Genomic DNA, 15,569 nt, shown 5'->3' with positions numbered 1-15,569 from the left:
CAGAAAAGGGAGCAATGCTCCCTTTTTTTACCCCTGAGCTGCCACCACTTTGATTTCCACCATCCCGATCCCCAGCTTGCGCGGCGAGTGGCCGAGAATATTGCCCTCGTTGGTGGCGACCGGATCGGGTGGGATAATCACCAGCGTATCGGCATCCGCCGGGTTTTCAAAATGTAAGGTAGTGGTGCTGATATCATGGCTTAACACCAGCGTCTGTTCCTCATTGCCAACGCGCACGGGTATCGGGCGATTGGCGTTATCGCCATAGGCTTTGGCGGTGATGACCAGATCGAATTTTTTCGGCAATGGCGCTTTGTATTCGATTTTTACCTCTTCACTGAGCTGCGCATTGGACCAGCGTCCCCAGGATTCGGGGCGTGAAATACCACTAAATTGTTTCACCTCTTCCGGCGCGCCCGCCACGTTAAAGACGAAGCTGTCGGCTTTGTAGCGAATATCGTTATCGACAATTTTCAGCGTATCGACGTTTCCTTTGTAGCGCTCCATGTCGATCACCGTGTCTTTAAAGACGGTTTTGCTTTTCCATTTGGCTTTGTCAACGTGCTGCACAATTTGTTGCCCGCCCAGTTGCCCCTGAGAGACGCACCAGTCGGTGGAAAGCGCCAACTCCGGCGCCCACAGCTGCGCCATTTTGTAGCAGCGATCGACCCAGACAAAGTTATCGCGCGGCGCGAAATCCGCCAACTGGAAGCGCAACGGCGCCGAGTATTCGCTTTCTGGTAGTGGTTCGACGCGTTTATCCGATACGCGTAGCAGCAGTGGCAGGCGGAAATGACTGCCGGAGAACGCGATCATGTTCTTGTCCTGGTCAATGGTGAACTCTTTCATCTCCTTCGGGAAATTCCACAGGCGGATGATATCGGGCTTCCACGCCAGCATTTTTTCTTTGATGTTGAGGAATACTTCCGACACGGATTCGCCCGACAAACTGCTGCGGCCAAGGCCGATAAAGTTATCGCCGCCCAGAATATCCAGCACCGTTGCGCCGTTATCCATCGTGTTACGTTTCACCGCCAGCGTATCCTGTTGCGGTTGGTCGCCGCGTAGCACGAAGAACAGGTTGTTGCGGTCCTGCTTGTTCAGATACTTCCAGGCGGTGTTGTTCATTGCCAGATGATCGGAAGAAACCACGATCACGGTATCTTTAAACCACGGGGATGCTTTGATTTTATTAATAAATTCAGCGATGTTTTCCTGACTGCAGCTCACCGCGCTGAAGGACTGATTGGCCTTACCGTCGATGTCATAACGTTTACGGTTACAGCTACGAGAGATAAATCCATCCGGATGATGGGTATCCACGGTCAGGGTAAACAGTGAAAAACGTTGTCCTGAACGCGATAGTTCTTCAAATTTTTTCCATGCTTCGTCCAGCACGGTGTCATCGTAAAAGCCCCAGTCGTTACGATATGCGGGATCCGCCACCACGCTTTTTAACTCTTCTGCGCCGTACAGATGATCAAACCCGTGAGATTTCAGGAACACATCCTTCCCGGCAAAGCGCAGGTTGGCCCCCTGCACAAAGTAGTTTTGGTAGCCGGAGTTTTTCAGGATATCGCCGAGACAGATATTGTTGGGGAAAAAGCTGGAAACCGATGCCGAGGCGTTGCCTTCAAATGGCGCAAATAACGGGATGCCACATTGCGAAGCGACCATGCCAGCGATGGTGTAATCCGTCCCTGGTAGCTGCATGGTGTTGCTGAAATCCATGCCTTCGTTTTTCAACGCGCTGAGCTCCGGGGTCAGATCCGGGAACGCCTCGTTATTAAAGTAGGTGCGTTCGAGACTTTCGCCGTAGATATAAACCAGGTTCAGCTTCGGATGAGGGATGGTTTTCGACGGCTCTTTATAATAGGTCAGGAAATCCGGATCGCCATCGCGCGACTGAGATTTCACCAGTTCAGTTATCTGGTGAAACGCCGGGCTGGCGTCAACGGAGGCCAGCGCCAGCAGCAGGGCCAACAGGCTGTAACCCACGTGATGCGGGTGATGGCGACGGCGGCGAAGGATCCAGCCGAGGGCGACGAAGACGGTCGTCAGCGCCAGCGCAATGCCGACGCCAGGCAGAATATATTTCCCGATACCTGCGCCGGTCAGGCTGTTGGTCAGAGTATAAAGCACCGCGTCGTTGATTCCGTCGCCGGTGAAATAGTCACTGGCATACAGTGTGATATTTAAGACAATAAAAATCCCCAGCACCGTTAACGTGGCGGCAAACCACCAGGTATTGCGACCCGCTTTCCAGGCATAAATCAGCACTGAAGCGAGAAACAGAGTGATGGAGATTAATTCTGACACGGTCGATCCTCAGTAAACCGGGCACATGCCTGGCAGGCTAATCATTTGGTAAGAGAACAATGTAATAGCGTTGTTATATTGCTGCAATTGTAGTGACATTAAATTACGTTGTTATTCAGAATTGGTTTAGATATGCGCGTTTTTGGCGGGTAATTACGGCTTTCGTGATGGCGGTCTGTATCGGCAGGAATAGGGGGATGCCGCGCAGGGGATACGCGGCATTTAATGCCTCAGGAAATGAAGTTCATACCCTGTTTTAACACCAGATCGCAGGCCTTGGTTTTTACCTGCTTCGCCAGCGAGCTATTACCAATCGTGTTCAGGTCCAGCTGTTGGCCATCTTTGGCGTTGAGCAGGCCCTGAATGCCGTCCATGTAATTGGTGTCTTGTTTCTGCTCTGGGGCACTGAGGCCGAGTTTATCCAGCACCTGGTTTTTGACATTTTGCGCGTCGGTGACCGAGGCCAGTTTCTGTTTGGCGCAATAGTCCAGGATCCCGGCGGCGTTATTCATGCTGCTTGAGGTCAGTGACTGATTGCTGCCATTCAGCAGACTGGTCAGGGAGGAGAGCGACGAGCTGCCCTGCGAGCCGGAGCTTTGTTTGCTCAGTTCGCTGGCCGCGCTGGAGAGCGAGTCCTGCCAGGAGGCGGCAAAAACGCTGGTGGAGATGAGCGTACTGGCGGCAAGCGCACAGCACAGCAGACGTTTGGTTGTTTTCATCATTATATGCAACTCGTGTTATGCCTTTTCAGCGCAGTATAGCGCTGGCAGCTTTAGGAGTGGTCCTAATACGTTAATACTCTTTTCCTGTTACCCGGCTACGGTAGCTGTCCCAGTTAAAAATCACCCACAGGCTGTTACCGAGACGCATGCGATCCATCACGCGCTCACCCAGCAGTTTGTTCATTTCATCCATATTGCTGTTGGTTAACATACCGGTCGGGCGTTTTGAGGACGATCGGCGATCGACGATCTGATTGATGATCACTTTTTCATAGCGGGATTCGGTCTGCATGCCGATCTCATCGATCACCAGCAGATCTACATTGCTAAGATCGTTGAGCAACTGTTCTTCGCTGGTTTCACGGTTACTAAAGGTTTCTTTCATCGCCGACATGATATCAGCCACGGTAATGATCAGTACCGACTTACCGCGGAGCAGCAGTTCGTTGCAGATAGCTGCCGCCAGATGGTTTTTGCCGGTGCCGGGTTTGCCCGAGAAAATAAAGCTGGCGATGTTGCCGTCAAACTCATCAACGTACTGGCGGGCTTTGCTCAGGGCGTTCATCTGACCTTCGCATTCCACCCGATAGTTATCGAATGAACAGTTTTGGTGCAGCGGACGGATACCGGAGCGGTTGAATGTGCGCTGCATTTTCATGGCCCGGTTTTCGCGGGCCAGCGCTGCGGCACGAATTTCACCTTGCTCTTTTTGCCATGCCAGTAGCTCTTCGCCCGTTTTAAAGGCAGGCTCGACATTGGGCGGCATCATTTTTTGCAGACGTTTCATCAGATCGCCAACGTTTTTCATCGTTATCCTCTAAAACCTGGTGGAATATGGCTGTCAGGTTCGCTGACACTGTTCACATCGCGCTTTGGCATTCCGCCATTGCTGGCCCGGCCAATCTGGATGCTACGCGCCAGTTTTTGCTGCCACTGAATATGGTGAAAGACTTTGCCTTCGGCCTGCCAGTAGGCGACGAATGAGGCCAGTTCCTCGGCGGTGACCGGTTCTCTTAACGCCAAGCCCCACAGAGCGGCCTGGCGCTGAAAGTCGGCATCGGGCTGCCAGTCAGCGTACATCGCAAATTTCCCCATTGGCACGGCCACGGGCGCAGCTTGCGGCTCTTCATAAAATTGCGCATCCAACGTCACATCGCTTCCTGGACGTGACAGCTTCTCTTCAAGCGCCAACAACTGAGCCAGTCGCGCAGGCGTCAGCGCGTAAAACGCTGGCGCATTGTTGGCGAATACCGCTACGGCGCCACCCGCAGACTTTGCCAGTACCGCGTGGTGATCGTGTAGTAAGGCGTCAATGCTGATGACGTCCGGCGTCAAAATTTTGCAGGGCATAATGTTTCTCAAAACTGAACAACAACCGAGAAGGGACTGCTTTTATAGTAACACAGAGAACCAGGAGAGCAGCAGATGAGGGGGAGATTCCCCCTCTGCGAGGCGCTAAGTAATTACCGCGCTAGACGCGTGGGCGTTTGCGATACAGCCATAAGCCTGGTACGGATAAGCCGATAGAGAGCGCACCAACAATTGATGAAGCTTTCAGGAAATTGGTTAACAGGGTAATCATCAGCGCTTCGCTATAGCCGAAATGGCCAATTTTTACCGCGGAGATCATGGCGGTGTAGGCGGAGATCCCGGGGAACATAGGGATCACAGCCGCAACGGTGAAAACTTTCGGATGCGCCAGATACCAGCGCGACCACTGGATCCCAATGCAGCCAATCAGCAGCGACGCCATAAAGGTTGACCATTCAATATTAAACCCTGCGCTCATCATCACCATTCGTGAACCATGGCCCAGCGCGCCGAGTAACGCACACCAGGGAAGCGCGCGGTGCGGGACGTTAAACACCATGGCAAAGCCCAGAGCCGGGATCGCCGACAGGATCATGTCCTGTATCAGCGCCAGAATGAAATCGATCACGCCCATCCGCGCAGCCCCCATAAGGTCATCGACATAACCACCCCAATGCAGGTTGCCAACGTCAGGAGACTGGCAATGGCCCAGCGAGCCAGCCCGGTATTAATGTGCCCCTTAAACATATCCGCGACAGAGTTGATCAACGGAAAACCCGGAACCAGCAGCAGCACGCTGGCAGCCATGGCGATGGTTGGGGTGTGATTAAAGGTCGGCAGCGTCAGCAACAGGCCGGATATTGTGGTCGCTACAAAGGCAGTGATACAAAAGTTGATTTGCGGATGCAAATGCCGTGACGCCAGAATCTGGCGGATATACATCGCCACCATGCTGGCGAAAAAGGTGATCACCGCGCCGTCCCATCCGCCGTTATTGAGTTTGCAAAAGCAGGCGCAGGACAAACCGACCATCAATGCGACCAGCCATCTTGGATAGCGTAGCGGCTTAATCTGGCTAAAGCGCTTCTCAACGCCTTTTAGATCCAGTAGTTTGTGTTCCGCTAAAATAACGATGTGCTGCACTTCCGTCACGACGTGCATGTTAATGCCGCGATCATGATTTTTTCGGGTCGACGTCAGGCATTGCCCATCTTTAATGGTAGTCAGGACAATCGCGTTGGAGGAGATGGCGCTTTCTACGCTATCCATGCCAAGCGCCAGGCCGAGGCGAGTGGATAACTCGTCAACCAGCGCGCTTTCTGCACCATGCTGGAGTAAAAAAAGCCCACATTGTATACATAACCGTGTAACCGTTCGCTGTGACGACTGCTCTGTTTGCATGGTTCGCTCTGACTGAAAAGGATCTCATTGAATAGTGAATGTCTTCTTTTTATCATGAAGCATGAGCCAGTTAGCTCTGGCAAGATCAATCTTTGTGTTGAAAAAAGACGCAGGTCGTACTCGCTTACATGCCTTACCTGCTAATCAATAAAAACAGTATCACATGATAAGATAGTTTTATTTATCAGGATGGCAAATACGTAAGCAATTCTAATGTTCTATTTTAGTTCTTTTAATTGTACATAGAATGTATTTATGCGTAATTTTGTAATAACGGTTCAATAGTTTGAACGCTATTGGGATTATAGCGCCATTATTTTAATGTTTGAATGAAATCCAAGGATAAACAATTCACCTCGTCTATTGTTTAGGGATTTTCTGTTAATTAATACGTTTAATTTATCAGGGATCTTCTAATAAATGCGAATACGGACTGGTGAATGTGGAGGGGATATGTTGCCAGGACGCTGCAAAAACGCAATTATTATTAGCAAATTACCGATCGTACAAACTGGGCTTAAAGGTGTAATGCAAGAACAGTTTGCTGATTACGAATTGACTTACTGTCGTTCTGTTGAAGAACTGACATTGTTGCAGTTGCGGTGCGCTGACTTGGTGATTGCTGATTTATCAGCAGACTGCAATCATCCTCGCTCAGTTTGCGAACAATTTTATTCTTTATTATCTCAATACCGTGATATTCATTGGGTGTTTCTTGTCTCTCGTGTTTTTTACCCTCTCGCCATCGAACTGCTGATGTGCCCGATCAGTTCACTGTTATCTGATGCTGAGCCGATTGAAAGTTTAGTGAATGTAATTCACGCGGGAAATACCCGAGCTGAGAGGATAAGTAAATCTCTGATTTCCCCTCCCGTAATGCCAGAGTTGGCTGACAATAGCGCCCGCTCAATTGCACTTACTCTCTCGGAGAGGAAAGTGCTGAGACTCCTGGGAAAAGGTTGGGGAATTAACCAGATTGCATCGTTACTTAAGAAAAGTAATAAAACAATCAGCGCCCAAAAGAACAGCGCCATGCGTCGCTTATCAATACATAGCAATGCAGAAATGTACGCATGGATAAATAGTTCTCAAGGATCGCGAGAACTGAATTTACCTTCAGTATATGGGGAGACCACGGAATGGAAAGCAGAAGCATTAAAAGAAACGTCGCACTTGTAGAAAAATGTGCGATGAGTCGCGTGGGTATTGAGAATTTATTTAATACCATGCCGGATGACCAATACGCACTTCATCTCTTTTCGAACCAGCCTGCTTTTAGTCAGGCGATGTTAAAAATGTCATTTTCGGCAGTAATTTTTTCTCTTTCTGCTATCAGAACCGATCGCAGAGCAGGACTCGCCTATCTGACGGAGATGGCGATAAATTTCCCTCGCATCAGGCGTGTGGTGATTGCCGATGACGATGCTGAGGCACGTTTAATTGGCTCTCTGTCACCATTGCCGCTGGATGGGGTCGTTAGCAAAGCCTCTTCGTTAACTGTGCTGCAGGAAGCTTTGTTTACGTCGTTGAATTGCCCTACCCGGACAACCGAAAGCGCGAAAAACCATTGGTTTATCAATCAAAGCCGTGTGCTTAGCCCCACAGAACGAGAAATACTGCGTTTTATGTCAAATGGCTATTCGATGCCGCAGATTGCCGTTCAGCTTGAACGGAATATTAAAACCATTCGGGCGCATAAATTTAACGTAATGTCCAAGCTGGGCGTGAGCTCAGATGCGGGTTTACTGGATGCTGCCGATATCCTGCTGTATCTGCGCGCAGGCGAACCGACACCCATTCTACAAGCGGCGTCGTGACGGCCAACGTAGACGTATTTTGTGTCGGGTTCAGTCACCGGCCCGGGGCGTGAAACATCATTGGCACACATCAACCCAGGTGGCTGAAGTTAGCTCAGCCATCCTTTCCGGCGTGATGCGAACAGCGCTGTGAATGGCCCCTGCCGCAGGCAGCACTTCAGCATAGTGCTTCAGAGAGACATCGCAATAAACCGATATCGGTGTTTCCAGCCCGAAAGGACAAACGCCGCCAACGGGGTGACCCGTCGCATTCACGACCTCATCACTACTCAGCATACGGGCTTTGGCGCCGAATGTGCTCTTTAGCTTTTTATTATCCAGCCGGGCATCGCCTTTGGCGACGACCAGAATGATGTCGTTCTTCACTTTTAGCGAAAGTGTTTTCGCGATCTGACCGGGTTCGACATTATGGGCTTTTGCTGCCAGCTCGACGGTTGCCGTGCTCTGATCTAATTCGATGATCTCAATATCTGGGGCATGTTGCGCCAAAAATTGGCGTACTGATTGCAAACTCATTCTTCTCTCCAAATCGCCTACGGGCAGCTCCATACAGCAGAAAACCGCATGGCGTAATTTGTCATAGGGGCAAGCTCGCTGTAAATATTTTATTGTAACAACATGGCAACATTGGCAGTTTTTCGATCATCTTCACAATCAAAGAAACCGGTTACAGTAACCGGTTGCAGAATGTTGAAATGACGATTAATACTGAAGTTGTCACTTCCTCTGTATCACATAATAAGAGCCATCTATGAAACTTAACTCAAAATGCAGTAGCGCTGGTGTTCTTCCCGGCACGGTTGCGAAAAAGTGTAATGAGCTTTGCGTGGTGGTGTTGATGTCTGCATGGCCGCAAGATTTTGCGCAACGGGAGAGCGGCTATGTCTACTAATCATGCTGTGTTTAATGTGATTTTCCGCTTTGTTGAAAACTACGTCAGCCCTGTCGCCGGACGAATCTCTTCACAACGTCATGTGATGGCAATCCGTGATGGGTTTATTTCGGCTATGCCCTTTATGATCGTCGGTTCATTTCTGCTGGTTTTCGCCTACCCGCCATTTTCTCCTGATACCACATGGGGATTTGCCCGTGCATGGCTGGATATGGCAAAACAGTTTGAAGGCCAGATCCTCACACCGTTTGATATGACGATGGGGATCATGTCGGTCTACATCTGTGCGGCTATCGCTTATAACCTGGGTAAGCACTATGTGAAGTCGCATCAGTTAGATCCGTTTATGTGCGCAATGCTGTCCATCATGGCTTTTTTACTTATTGCCGCCCCGAAAACCAAAGGCGCGATGCCCGTCGATAGCCTGGGTGGGACGGGGATTTTCACTGCTATCCTCGTGGCGATTTACTGTGTGGAAATGATGCGTTTCCTGAAGGCGCACAACATCGGCATCCGTTTACCCGATCAGGTGCCGCCAATGATCAAAAACTCCTTCGATCTGCTGATTCCGGTGCTGGTGGTGGTGCTAACGCTGTACCCTCTGAGCCTGGTGATACAGTCGCAGTTTGACATGCTAATTCCGCAGGCCATTATGGCTATCTTTAAACCACTGGTATCCGCTGCTGATTCTCTCCCGGCGATACTACTGGCCGTGCTGATTGGTCATCTACTGTGGTTTGCTGGGATCCATGGTGCGGCGATTGTGTCGGGGATGCTGCAAATGTTCTGGCTAACCAATCTCGGAATGAATCAGTCGGCGCTGGCACAGGGCGCACCTTTGCCACATATCTTTATGGAAGCATTCTGGACGTTTTTCATCGTGGTTGGTGGGTCCGGCGCGACGATGGGGTTAGTGATTTGCTATCTGCGCAGCCGTTCGGCACATTTACGTTCGATTGGGCGTTTGAGCGTGGTCCCCAGCATTTTTAATATTAACGAACCGGTGATTTTCGGTACGCCGATTGTCATGAATCCCGTGTTCTTTATCCCGTTTCTGCTGGCCCCGATGGTGAATGCAGTGCTGGCCTGGGCGGCGATGAAGCTGGATTTAATTGGACGGGTGATTTCCGTCGTTCCCTGGACGGCCCCGGCACCGGTTGGCGCGGCATGGGCGTTAGGCTGGGATTATCGCGCGGCCATCCTGGTCGTCCTGCTGGCGTTGGTGTCGGCGATCATCTATTTCCCATTCTTTAAGGTCTATGAAAAGCAGCTATTGGCGCAGGAAAAAGAAGAAGCACAGCGTATAGAAGAGGAAAACCAGCAGGTTGCATAAATTGTTGACGAGGGGCTACGGCTCCTCGCTTACTTCAGCGTACAGTCACCGCATTGCTGAACGTCGGGCAGGCGGTAACGCTGGCAGCAGGTTCTGCGCACCAGTAATCCTTCGCGTGGAACAACGGTACGCCACAACGGATTATCCTGACCGCAGGAGAGTTGTTTCTCAAAAAAGCAGGTTTGCCGCAGTGAGTTCAGCAGCTCTTCACCTAACAATGGCTTCATTTCCGTTAAATACCAGTGAATTAAATATCCAGTATTGCTCCAGATAAGCCTGGCGTTGATCTCGCCTGTTGCTTCCAGCGCCTGCACAACCGGCGTTAGTGCCGAGAGAATCAGCGTTTCCATGCGTTGTTGAGGCGACAGGGCTGTAGTCTGGTGATCCTGGTGGACGTCAATCCAGAAGCAGGCTGCACGGCCCGTTTCGTGAAACTCAACGCGCATGTGTTCAGGTGAGACGTCAATGGCCTCTTTTTGCGTTAGCAGGGCTACCATGAGTGGGGGCATCATCAGCCCGATATACCATTGCGCCCAGAGAGAAATCAGCGGCTTATTTTCGCGTGTCAGCGTGGGCTGGTTGCGATAGATATGGTCTGAATAAACGGCCAACAGCGAACTGAGCGTCGCTGGTTGCGTCCATTCATGTAGCGTCATCGCGCCCGGTACGGGGATTTCGTCAAGACGAATAAAGTCCAGCAGGTGCTCACGAGTTTGGGCTATCGTTTCGCGTACAGCAGCAGCCAGCGAGGGCATCTTTGCTGGAAGGTGGCTACGCCAGATGACATCTTCAACGATCGGTGCGGAACGATAAGCCATGGCAATATAAGGATGTTAATCGAAATGATAATGATTGCTAATCCTATGGTTGACGATGAACGATGGCAAGATCTTTGTCGCGATGACGGATGCCACCGCACAGATAGCTCAGAGTGAAGGGCGGTTTACCCTCAGCTCATCGCTGACCAGCGTGTTGTTACGCCCAAGATTTTTCGCCTCGTACAGGGCTTTATCCGCTCTGGCGATAGCGGCCTCAATATCCTGCTCTACCAGCGGCGCAATGCCGATACTGATGGTCACGTTGGTTGCCACGTTTTCGTTAAACATGTGGGGGATTTTAAGGTCGTACACTTTCTGACGAATACGCTCGGCGGCAGCCTGTGCCTGCTGCGGATCGATCGCGGTCAGCAAAACCATGAATTCTTCGCCGCCGAATCGCGCCACCACATCCCGGGATCGTACGGAATCACGAATGGCGGCTGAGACGCGGATCAGCGCCTGGTCGCCCATCATATGCCCGTAATGATCGTTATAGGCTTTGAAGTGGTCGATATCCAATAACAGCACGTAGTGTTTCGAGTTGCTCAGCGCCAACAGCGTATCGAGTCTGTGTTGCAGTCCCCGGCGGTTATACAAACCGGTAAGCGGGTCAAGCATGCTGAGTCCGTTGAGCGTTTCCCGTTCCTCAAGCAGTTTGTACATCAACTGCTGGGCGAAACCATCGTAGCGCTTTTGTATCACATGTTGGATGGCGATCCCGGCCATCGGTAACGCCATAAAATAGAAAATTCGTAAACTATGCTCGTTGCCGCTAAGCCATAAACAGACGGCGACGGAGGGGAGAGAATGAAGCGTAAACGCGATGATATTATTGGCGAAAGCAATAGATCCAATAAACAGCACGCTGAGCAGTGCGATTAACAGAAAATAATAGTCATTATGACCGAGTGTGGAATATTTCTGAAAAATATGGAATGCCCATAACAAGCCAAAGATTATTGAAATAAAAGGGAGATTAATTTTTTTATCCGTGTATTTCCCATGCCATATAAGCAGCAGCGTACTGGTGATCAGTATCAGCAGAGCCGGTACAGATAAGGCTTTGACGGCAAAAAGTGGGAAAAAAAGCGTAAACAGCGCGGAGACTGCGTTGAGAAGCAGAAACAAACGCAAAGAGAGTTGATATTTTTTAGTGCGCAGAGTTCGCCAGGATTGTACTGTCATAGTAAATATTGTTAGTTATCTGTAATATACGAAGATGTGTTGGTAAATAAAACAAATAACGAACGGGGTATCATTCGCTGAGGTCTTTATTTTTAGTTGAAGCGTTAACCGGCGAGCAATTTATCACCTTAGATTATTCATGTCATCAATCGTTAAGTAAAACTCATATAATTGATAGTGCCTCCCAGCTGACAAATGAGAAAACATATCATATGATATTGGTTATCATTATCAATGTCGTAGGTGGAACCATGTTGCAACATACGCTGGGCAGTGGATGGGGAGTTCTGCTGCCGGGGATACTCATTGCCGGGATGGCATTTACCGACCTGTCGGTCAATGTATGGAAGGTAATGATTGTATTAGGATTACTATTGACTTCGCTCATGCTATACCACAAGCGCTTACGGCATTTTATTCTGTTACCTTCATGTGCAGCGCTGATTGGCGGCATTGTGCTGGTAATGATGAACTGGAATCAGGGATAAGCAAAACAGGGGAAAAAGAGAAGGAAATAAGATAATTGGTGCGAGGGGGGGGACTCGAACCCCCACATCCTAAGGACACTAACACCTGAAGCTAGCGCGTCTACCAATTCCGCCACCTTCGCACAGTCATCTTATTTTTTTGATATCGCCTCGTTGGTGCGAGGGGGGGGACTTGAACCCCCACGTCCGAAAGGACACTAACACCTGAAGCTAGCGCGTCTACCAATTCCGCCACCTTCGCCCAGTGCGAGCAATATCAACGTGGATTATGGTGCGAGGGGGGGGACTTGAACCCCCACGTCCGAAAGGACACTAACACCTGAAGCTAGCGCGTCTACCAATTCCGCCACCTTCGCATACCATCGACACTCAAAAAGTATCGTTACCACGGAGGCGAATTCTAGAGATTTTATGCAGGGCGTCAACAGTTAATTATCGAACTTAACGTGATTGCCGAAAAAAAAGGCGTTTCTACGGTTTTTGGCGTTTTATCCAGGCCGGATAAGCAATAGCGCTATCCGGCGTTGCTCAGTGTCACGTCTGGCGGCAGCGTAAATGCCTGATCCAGCCTTGATCAGTTAGGCTTTTTTCGCCTGACGCGTCATGATGGTGCGATAGACCTTGAAGCGTCCGGTCTGTGCGATAACTTCATGGAATCCGAATACCTCATCCAGCACCTTCGGATAGGGCAGGAAGGCGTTCGCCACGATACGCAGTTCACCGCCGCTGTTGAGATGACGCACCGCGCCGCGAATCAGCGTTTGCGCGGCATCGAGGCTGGTCTGCATCCCATCATGGAACGGTGGGTTGGAGATGATCATATCAAAGCGGCCCGTCACGTCAGAAAAAACGTTGCTGGCGATCACATCACCTTCAATACCGTTGGCGGCAAGCGTGGCGCGGCTGGCTTCAACAGCGGCCGCACTTACATCACACAGGGTTAAGCGGACTTTGGGCGAATGGCTGGCTAAAGCGACGGAGAGTACGCCCGCGCCACAACCGACATCCAGAACTTTACCTTTGGTATGCGGCGTCAGTGTGGAGAGCAGCAATTGGCTGCCAACATCCAGGCCGTCACGGCTGAATACGCCCGGCAGCGTTTTGATGGTCAGATTATCAATCTGATATTCATCCCAGTATTTTTCTGCATCAAAGACCGGCTGTTTTTCCAGACGACCGTGGTACAGGCCACAGCGACGCGCGCTGTCGACTTTATTCAGCGGTGCGTATTCGGCCAGCATCTGCTCTGCGCTACGTACGCCGCTGCGGTTCTCACCCACAACAAAAACATCGCTGCCCACCGGTAACAGCGACAAAATGTTCATCAGCTGGAACTGCGCTTCCGGCTTATTCTTCGGCCAGTAGTAGATTAGCGTATCGCTATCGGCAACGTCATCGGCCTTAGCGACGAGGCTGAAACGGACGTTGTCACCCATCTGGCGGTTCAGCACCTGCCAGTGGTGAAGTTGTTGAGTGTGCGCACGGCTGGCGGCGCTTTCGAAGTGGGCAGGCAGATCATCCTGCAAATCACCGGCAAACAGAATACGGCTTTGTTCGAAATCATCACTGTGGCGCAGCAAGACTTCACTTGCCGGGGTAAAAGCAGACATGGAGTGCTCCTTAAATTGTACAGCCGGGGATTATAGTTGTTTGATGGCACGGATTCGACAAATTTGCTATATTTGCGCCCCTGATAGACAGGAGTGTTTCGCTATGACATCCCGACGAGACTGGCAGTTACAGCAACTGGGCATTACGCAGTGGTCGCTGCGTCGTCCTGGCGCACTGCAGGGCGAAATCGCGATCTCCATTCCTGCGCATATCCGTTTAGTGATGGTTGCTGCACAGCTACCCGCGCTAACCGAACCGTTAATGAGCGATATTTTACGCGCAATAACCGTCAGCCCGGATCAGGTTTTACAATTGACGCCTGACCGTGTCGCCATGCTGCCGCAGGGCAGTCGCTGTAATAGTTGGCGGCTGGGAACCGAAGAGCCGCTGCTGCTGGAAGGCGCTCAGGTCGAGAGTCCTGCGTTTAATGAATTACGGGAAAACCCAGCGGCCCGCGCCGCGTTATGGCAACAAATCTGCGCATATGAACACGATTTCTTCCCTCGAACCGACTGATTTACCTGCAGCATTTCAGATTGAAAAACGCGCCCACGCTTTTCCGTGGAGTGAAAAAACATTTGCCAGCAACCAGGGCGATCGCTACCTCAATTTTCAGTTGAGGGTTGACGACGTGATGGCCGCCTTTGCGATTACGCAGGTGGTACTGGATGAAGCTACGCTGTTCAATATCGCCGTCGATCCTGACTTTCAGCGCCAGGGCCTGGGGCGCGAGCTACTGGAGCACCTGATCGATGAGCTGGAAAAGCGCGGCATTTTGACGCTGTGGCTGGAAGTGCGCGCCTCAAATGCTGCCGCTATCGCGCTGTATGAAAGCCTGGGCTTTAACGAGGCGACGATCAGGCGCAATTATTATCCGACGGCCGATGGTCATGAAGACGCCATTATCATGGCATTGCCAATCAGCATGTAAGACAAGGTGTAATAATGAAGAAGTGGGACTGGATTTTCTTTGATGCCGACGAAACGCTGTTTACGTTTGACTCGTTTACCGGCTTACAGCGGATGTTTCTCGACTATAGCATTACCTTTACCGCTGAAGATTTTCAGGACTACCAGGCCGTGAATAAACCGCTATGGGTGGATTATCAAAACGGCGCGATTACGTCATTACAATTGCAGCATGCCCGTTTCCAGAGCTGGGCTGAACGCCTGAAGGTCGAACCAGGCCAGCTTAATGACGCATTTATCAATGCGATGGCTGAGATCTGCTCGCCGTTGCCAGGGGCGGTCTCTCTGCTCAATGCGATTCGTGATAAAACGAAAATTGGCATCATTACTAACGGCTTTACGGCGTTGCAGCAAATCCGCCTTGAGCGGACGGGGCTGCGCGACTATTTCGATCTGCTGGTGATTTCTGAGCAGGTTGGGGTGGCAAAACCCGATCCCCGTATTTTTGACCATGCCCTGGAGCAGGCGGGCAATCCTGACCGTTCCCGCGTGCTGATGGTGGGCGATACCGCAGAGTCCGATATTCTTGGCGGCATTAACGCCGGGCTATCCACCTGCTGGCTAAATACGCACCATCGCGAGCAGCCAGCTGGCATTCAGCCGACCTGGACGGTCGCGTCATTAAGCGAACTGGAGCAGCTCCTGTGTAAACACTGATTGCCTCCCCCCCGTTGATGGGTAAAATAGCCGCAATTTTTCGTAT

The 15,569-nt window shown here is 50.9% G+C and carries 18 protein-coding genes and 3 tRNA genes; 8 read left to right on the top strand and 13 right to left on the bottom strand.

Going from position 1 to position 15,569, the window contains the following annotated elements; all coding sequences use genetic code 11:
• Positions 1-27: 27 nt before the first annotated feature.
• The 6 genes from opgB to AC534G_RS21555 all read right to left on the bottom strand — a co-directional run bounded on the left by opgB (position 28) and on the right by AC534G_RS21555 (position 5,753).
• Positions 28-2,319: a phosphatidylglycerol--membrane-oligosaccharide glycerophosphotransferase gene (opgB, locus tag AC534G_RS21580; protein WP_110496096.1), complete on the bottom strand. Its 2,292-nt coding sequence runs from the start codon at positions 2,317-2,319 to the stop codon at positions 28-30.
• Positions 2,320-2,549: 230 nt separating this feature from the next.
• The gene (locus AC534G_RS21575) at positions 2,550-3,041 is read right to left on the bottom strand and encodes a YjjA family protein (RefSeq protein WP_038636977.1); all 492 of its coding nucleotides are present in this window, start codon (positions 3,039-3,041) and stop codon (positions 2,550-2,552) included.
• A 70-nt stretch (positions 3,042-3,111) separates the two neighbouring features.
• On the bottom strand, positions 3,112-3,849 hold the full coding sequence (dnaC, locus tag AC534G_RS21570) for a replicative helicase loader DnaC (RefSeq protein ID WP_038636979.1): 738 nt from the start codon (positions 3,847-3,849) through the stop codon (positions 3,112-3,114).
• A 2-nt stretch (positions 3,850-3,851) separates the two neighbouring features.
• Positions 3,852-4,391 (bottom strand): primosomal protein DnaT, encoded by a 540-nt coding sequence (gene dnaT / locus AC534G_RS21565; RefSeq protein ID WP_110496095.1) that lies wholly within the window; start codon positions 4,389-4,391, stop codon positions 3,852-3,854.
• 121 nt (positions 4,392-4,512) lie between these two features.
• Positions 4,513-4,986 carry a threonine/serine exporter gene (locus AC534G_RS21560; RefSeq protein WP_038636981.1) on the bottom strand — a complete coding sequence of 158 codons (474 nt, stop codon included), beginning with the start codon at positions 4,984-4,986 and terminating at the stop codon, positions 4,513-4,515.
• Complete coding sequence (locus AC534G_RS21555; RefSeq protein WP_038636983.1) at positions 4,977-5,753, bottom strand: threonine/serine exporter family protein; 777 nt, start codon at positions 5,751-5,753, stop codon at positions 4,977-4,979. The genes AC534G_RS21560 and AC534G_RS21555 overlap by 10 nt, the downstream gene beginning before the upstream one ends.
• Before the next feature lie 453 nt (positions 5,754-6,206).
• Here AC534G_RS21555 and AC534G_RS21550 point away from each other — a divergent pair, with 453 nt between their 5' ends.
• On the top strand, positions 6,207-6,932 hold the full coding sequence (locus AC534G_RS21550) for a helix-turn-helix transcriptional regulator (protein WP_038636985.1): 726 nt from the start codon (positions 6,207-6,209) through the stop codon (positions 6,930-6,932).
• On the top strand, positions 6,893-7,570 hold the full coding sequence (gene bglJ / locus AC534G_RS21545; protein ID WP_110496094.1) for a DNA-binding transcriptional activator BglJ: 678 nt from the start codon (positions 6,893-6,895) through the stop codon (positions 7,568-7,570). The genes AC534G_RS21550 and bglJ overlap by 40 nt, the downstream gene beginning before the upstream one ends.
• Before the next feature lie 57 nt (positions 7,571-7,627).
• Here the strand turns inward: bglJ and AC534G_RS21540 are convergent, their stop codons facing one another.
• Positions 7,628-8,086, bottom strand: a complete 459-nt coding sequence (locus AC534G_RS21540; RefSeq protein WP_038636987.1) for a YbaK/EbsC family protein — start codon at positions 8,084-8,086, stop codon at positions 7,628-7,630.
• A 235-nt stretch (positions 8,087-8,321) separates the two neighbouring features.
• Here AC534G_RS21540 and AC534G_RS21535 point away from each other — a divergent pair, with 235 nt between their 5' ends.
• Both AC534G_RS21535 and AC534G_RS21530 read left to right on the top strand, forming a co-directional pair.
• Positions 8,322-8,462, top strand: coding sequence for a hypothetical protein (locus tag AC534G_RS21535; protein ID WP_199981149.1), 141 nt, complete (start codon positions 8,322-8,324; stop codon positions 8,460-8,462).
• Positions 8,452-9,795 carry a PTS sugar transporter subunit IIC gene (locus tag AC534G_RS21530; RefSeq protein WP_032940335.1) on the top strand — a complete coding sequence of 448 codons (1,344 nt, stop codon included), beginning with the start codon at positions 8,452-8,454 and terminating at the stop codon, positions 9,793-9,795. Before AC534G_RS21535 ends, AC534G_RS21530 begins: the two co-directional genes overlap by 11 nt.
• A gap of 29 nt (positions 9,796-9,824) precedes the next feature.
• Here the strand turns inward: AC534G_RS21530 and fhuF are convergent, their stop codons facing one another.
• Entirely contained in the window at positions 9,825-10,613 is a 789-nt protein-coding gene (fhuF, locus tag AC534G_RS21525; RefSeq protein WP_038636988.1) for a siderophore-iron reductase FhuF, read from the bottom strand.
• A gap of 108 nt (positions 10,614-10,721) precedes the next feature.
• Positions 10,722-11,798 (bottom strand): GGDEF domain-containing protein, encoded by a 1,077-nt coding sequence (locus tag AC534G_RS21520; RefSeq protein WP_110496093.1) that lies wholly within the window; start codon positions 11,796-11,798, stop codon positions 10,722-10,724.
• A gap of 251 nt (positions 11,799-12,049) precedes the next feature.
• Between AC534G_RS21520 and AC534G_RS21515 the strand changes: the two genes are divergently transcribed.
• Positions 12,050-12,286, top strand: a complete 237-nt coding sequence (locus AC534G_RS21515; protein WP_110498761.1) for a DUF1435 domain-containing protein — start codon at positions 12,050-12,052, stop codon at positions 12,284-12,286.
• Positions 12,287-12,322: 36 nt separating this feature from the next.
• Here the strand turns inward: AC534G_RS21515 and AC534G_RS21510 are convergent.
• From AC534G_RS21510 to rsmC, 4 genes are all read right to left on the bottom strand, one after another.
• Positions 12,323-12,408: transfer RNA gene (locus tag AC534G_RS21510), tRNA-Leu, on the bottom strand.
• A gap of 32 nt (positions 12,409-12,440) precedes the next feature.
• A tRNA-Leu gene (locus AC534G_RS21505) sits at positions 12,441-12,527 on the bottom strand.
• Positions 12,528-12,555: 28 nt separating this feature from the next.
• Positions 12,556-12,642 (bottom strand) — tRNA-Leu (locus tag AC534G_RS21500).
• Between the two features lie 222 nt (positions 12,643-12,864).
• On the bottom strand, positions 12,865-13,896 hold the full coding sequence (gene rsmC / locus AC534G_RS21495; RefSeq protein ID WP_069324104.1) for a 16S rRNA (guanine(1207)-N(2))-methyltransferase RsmC: 1,032 nt from the start codon (positions 13,894-13,896) through the stop codon (positions 12,865-12,867).
• Between the two features lie 103 nt (positions 13,897-13,999).
• On the opposite strand from rsmC, the gene holD reads away from it, so the two are divergent.
• The 3 genes from holD to yjjG are packed head-to-tail and all read left to right on the top strand — an operon-like array spanning position 14,000 to position 15,523.
• A complete protein-coding gene (holD, locus tag AC534G_RS21490) occupies positions 14,000-14,413 on the top strand; it encodes a DNA polymerase III subunit psi (RefSeq protein WP_038636992.1) in 414 nt (137 codons plus the stop codon).
• Entirely contained in the window at positions 14,382-14,828 is a 447-nt protein-coding gene (gene rimI / locus AC534G_RS21485) for a ribosomal protein S18-alanine N-acetyltransferase (protein ID WP_038636994.1), read from the top strand. The genes holD and rimI overlap by 32 nt, the downstream gene beginning before the upstream one ends.
• A gap of 14 nt (positions 14,829-14,842) precedes the next feature.
• Entirely contained in the window at positions 14,843-15,523 is a 681-nt protein-coding gene (gene yjjG / locus AC534G_RS21480; protein WP_008786125.1) for a pyrimidine 5'-nucleotidase, read from the top strand.
• The last annotated feature ends 46 nt before the right edge of the window (positions 15,524-15,569 follow it).

Source organism: Citrobacter sp. CRE-46 (assembly GCF_059615875.1).
The sequence above is the reverse complement of the archived record's forward strand: the minus strand, read 5'-3'. Positions and strand labels throughout refer to the sequence as shown.

Excerpts from the sequence above, each read along its gene's own strand:
- AC534G_RS21520 (WP_110496093.1), bottom strand. The coding sequence starts at position 11,798 with ATGACAGTACAATCCTGGCGAACTCTGCGCACTAAAAAATATCAACTC.
- dnaT (WP_110496095.1), bottom strand. The coding sequence starts at position 4,391 with ATGCCCTGCAAAATTTTGACGCCGGACGTCATCAGCATTGACGCCTTA.
- bglJ (WP_110496094.1), top strand. The coding sequence starts at position 6,893 with ATGGAAAGCAGAAGCATTAAAAGAAACGTCGCACTTGTAGAAAAATGT.
- AC534G_RS21530 (WP_032940335.1), top strand. The coding sequence starts at position 8,452 with ATGTCTACTAATCATGCTGTGTTTAATGTGATTTTCCGCTTTGTTGAA.
- AC534G_RS21540 (WP_038636987.1), bottom strand. The coding sequence starts at position 8,086 with ATGAGTTTGCAATCAGTACGCCAATTTTTGGCGCAACATGCCCCAGAT.
- AC534G_RS21575 (WP_038636977.1), bottom strand. The coding sequence starts at position 3,041 with ATGATGAAAACAACCAAACGTCTGCTGTGCTGTGCGCTTGCCGCCAGT.
- dnaC (WP_038636979.1), bottom strand. The coding sequence starts at position 3,849 with ATGAAAAACGTTGGCGATCTGATGAAACGTCTGCAAAAAATGATGCCG.
- AC534G_RS21550 (WP_038636985.1), top strand. The coding sequence starts at position 6,207 with ATGTTGCCAGGACGCTGCAAAAACGCAATTATTATTAGCAAATTACCG.
- AC534G_RS21535 (WP_199981149.1), top strand. The coding sequence starts at position 8,322 with ATGAAACTTAACTCAAAATGCAGTAGCGCTGGTGTTCTTCCCGGCACG.
- yjjG (WP_008786125.1), top strand. The coding sequence starts at position 14,843 with ATGAAGAAGTGGGACTGGATTTTCTTTGATGCCGACGAAACGCTGTTT.
- rimI (WP_038636994.1), top strand. The coding sequence starts at position 14,382 with ATGAACACGATTTCTTCCCTCGAACCGACTGATTTACCTGCAGCATTT.
- AC534G_RS21560 (WP_038636981.1), bottom strand. The coding sequence starts at position 4,986 with ATGGGCGTGATCGATTTCATTCTGGCGCTGATACAGGACATGATCCTG.
- holD (WP_038636992.1), top strand. The coding sequence starts at position 14,000 with ATGACATCCCGACGAGACTGGCAGTTACAGCAACTGGGCATTACGCAG.
- rsmC (WP_069324104.1), bottom strand. The coding sequence starts at position 13,896 with ATGTCTGCTTTTACCCCGGCAAGTGAAGTCTTGCTGCGCCACAGTGAT.
- AC534G_RS21555 (WP_038636983.1), bottom strand. The coding sequence starts at position 5,753 with ATGCAAACAGAGCAGTCGTCACAGCGAACGGTTACACGGTTATGTATA.
- AC534G_RS21515 (WP_110498761.1), top strand. The coding sequence starts at position 12,050 with ATGTTGCAACATACGCTGGGCAGTGGATGGGGAGTTCTGCTGCCGGGG.
- fhuF (WP_038636988.1), bottom strand. The coding sequence starts at position 10,613 with ATGGCTTATCGTTCCGCACCGATCGTTGAAGATGTCATCTGGCGTAGC.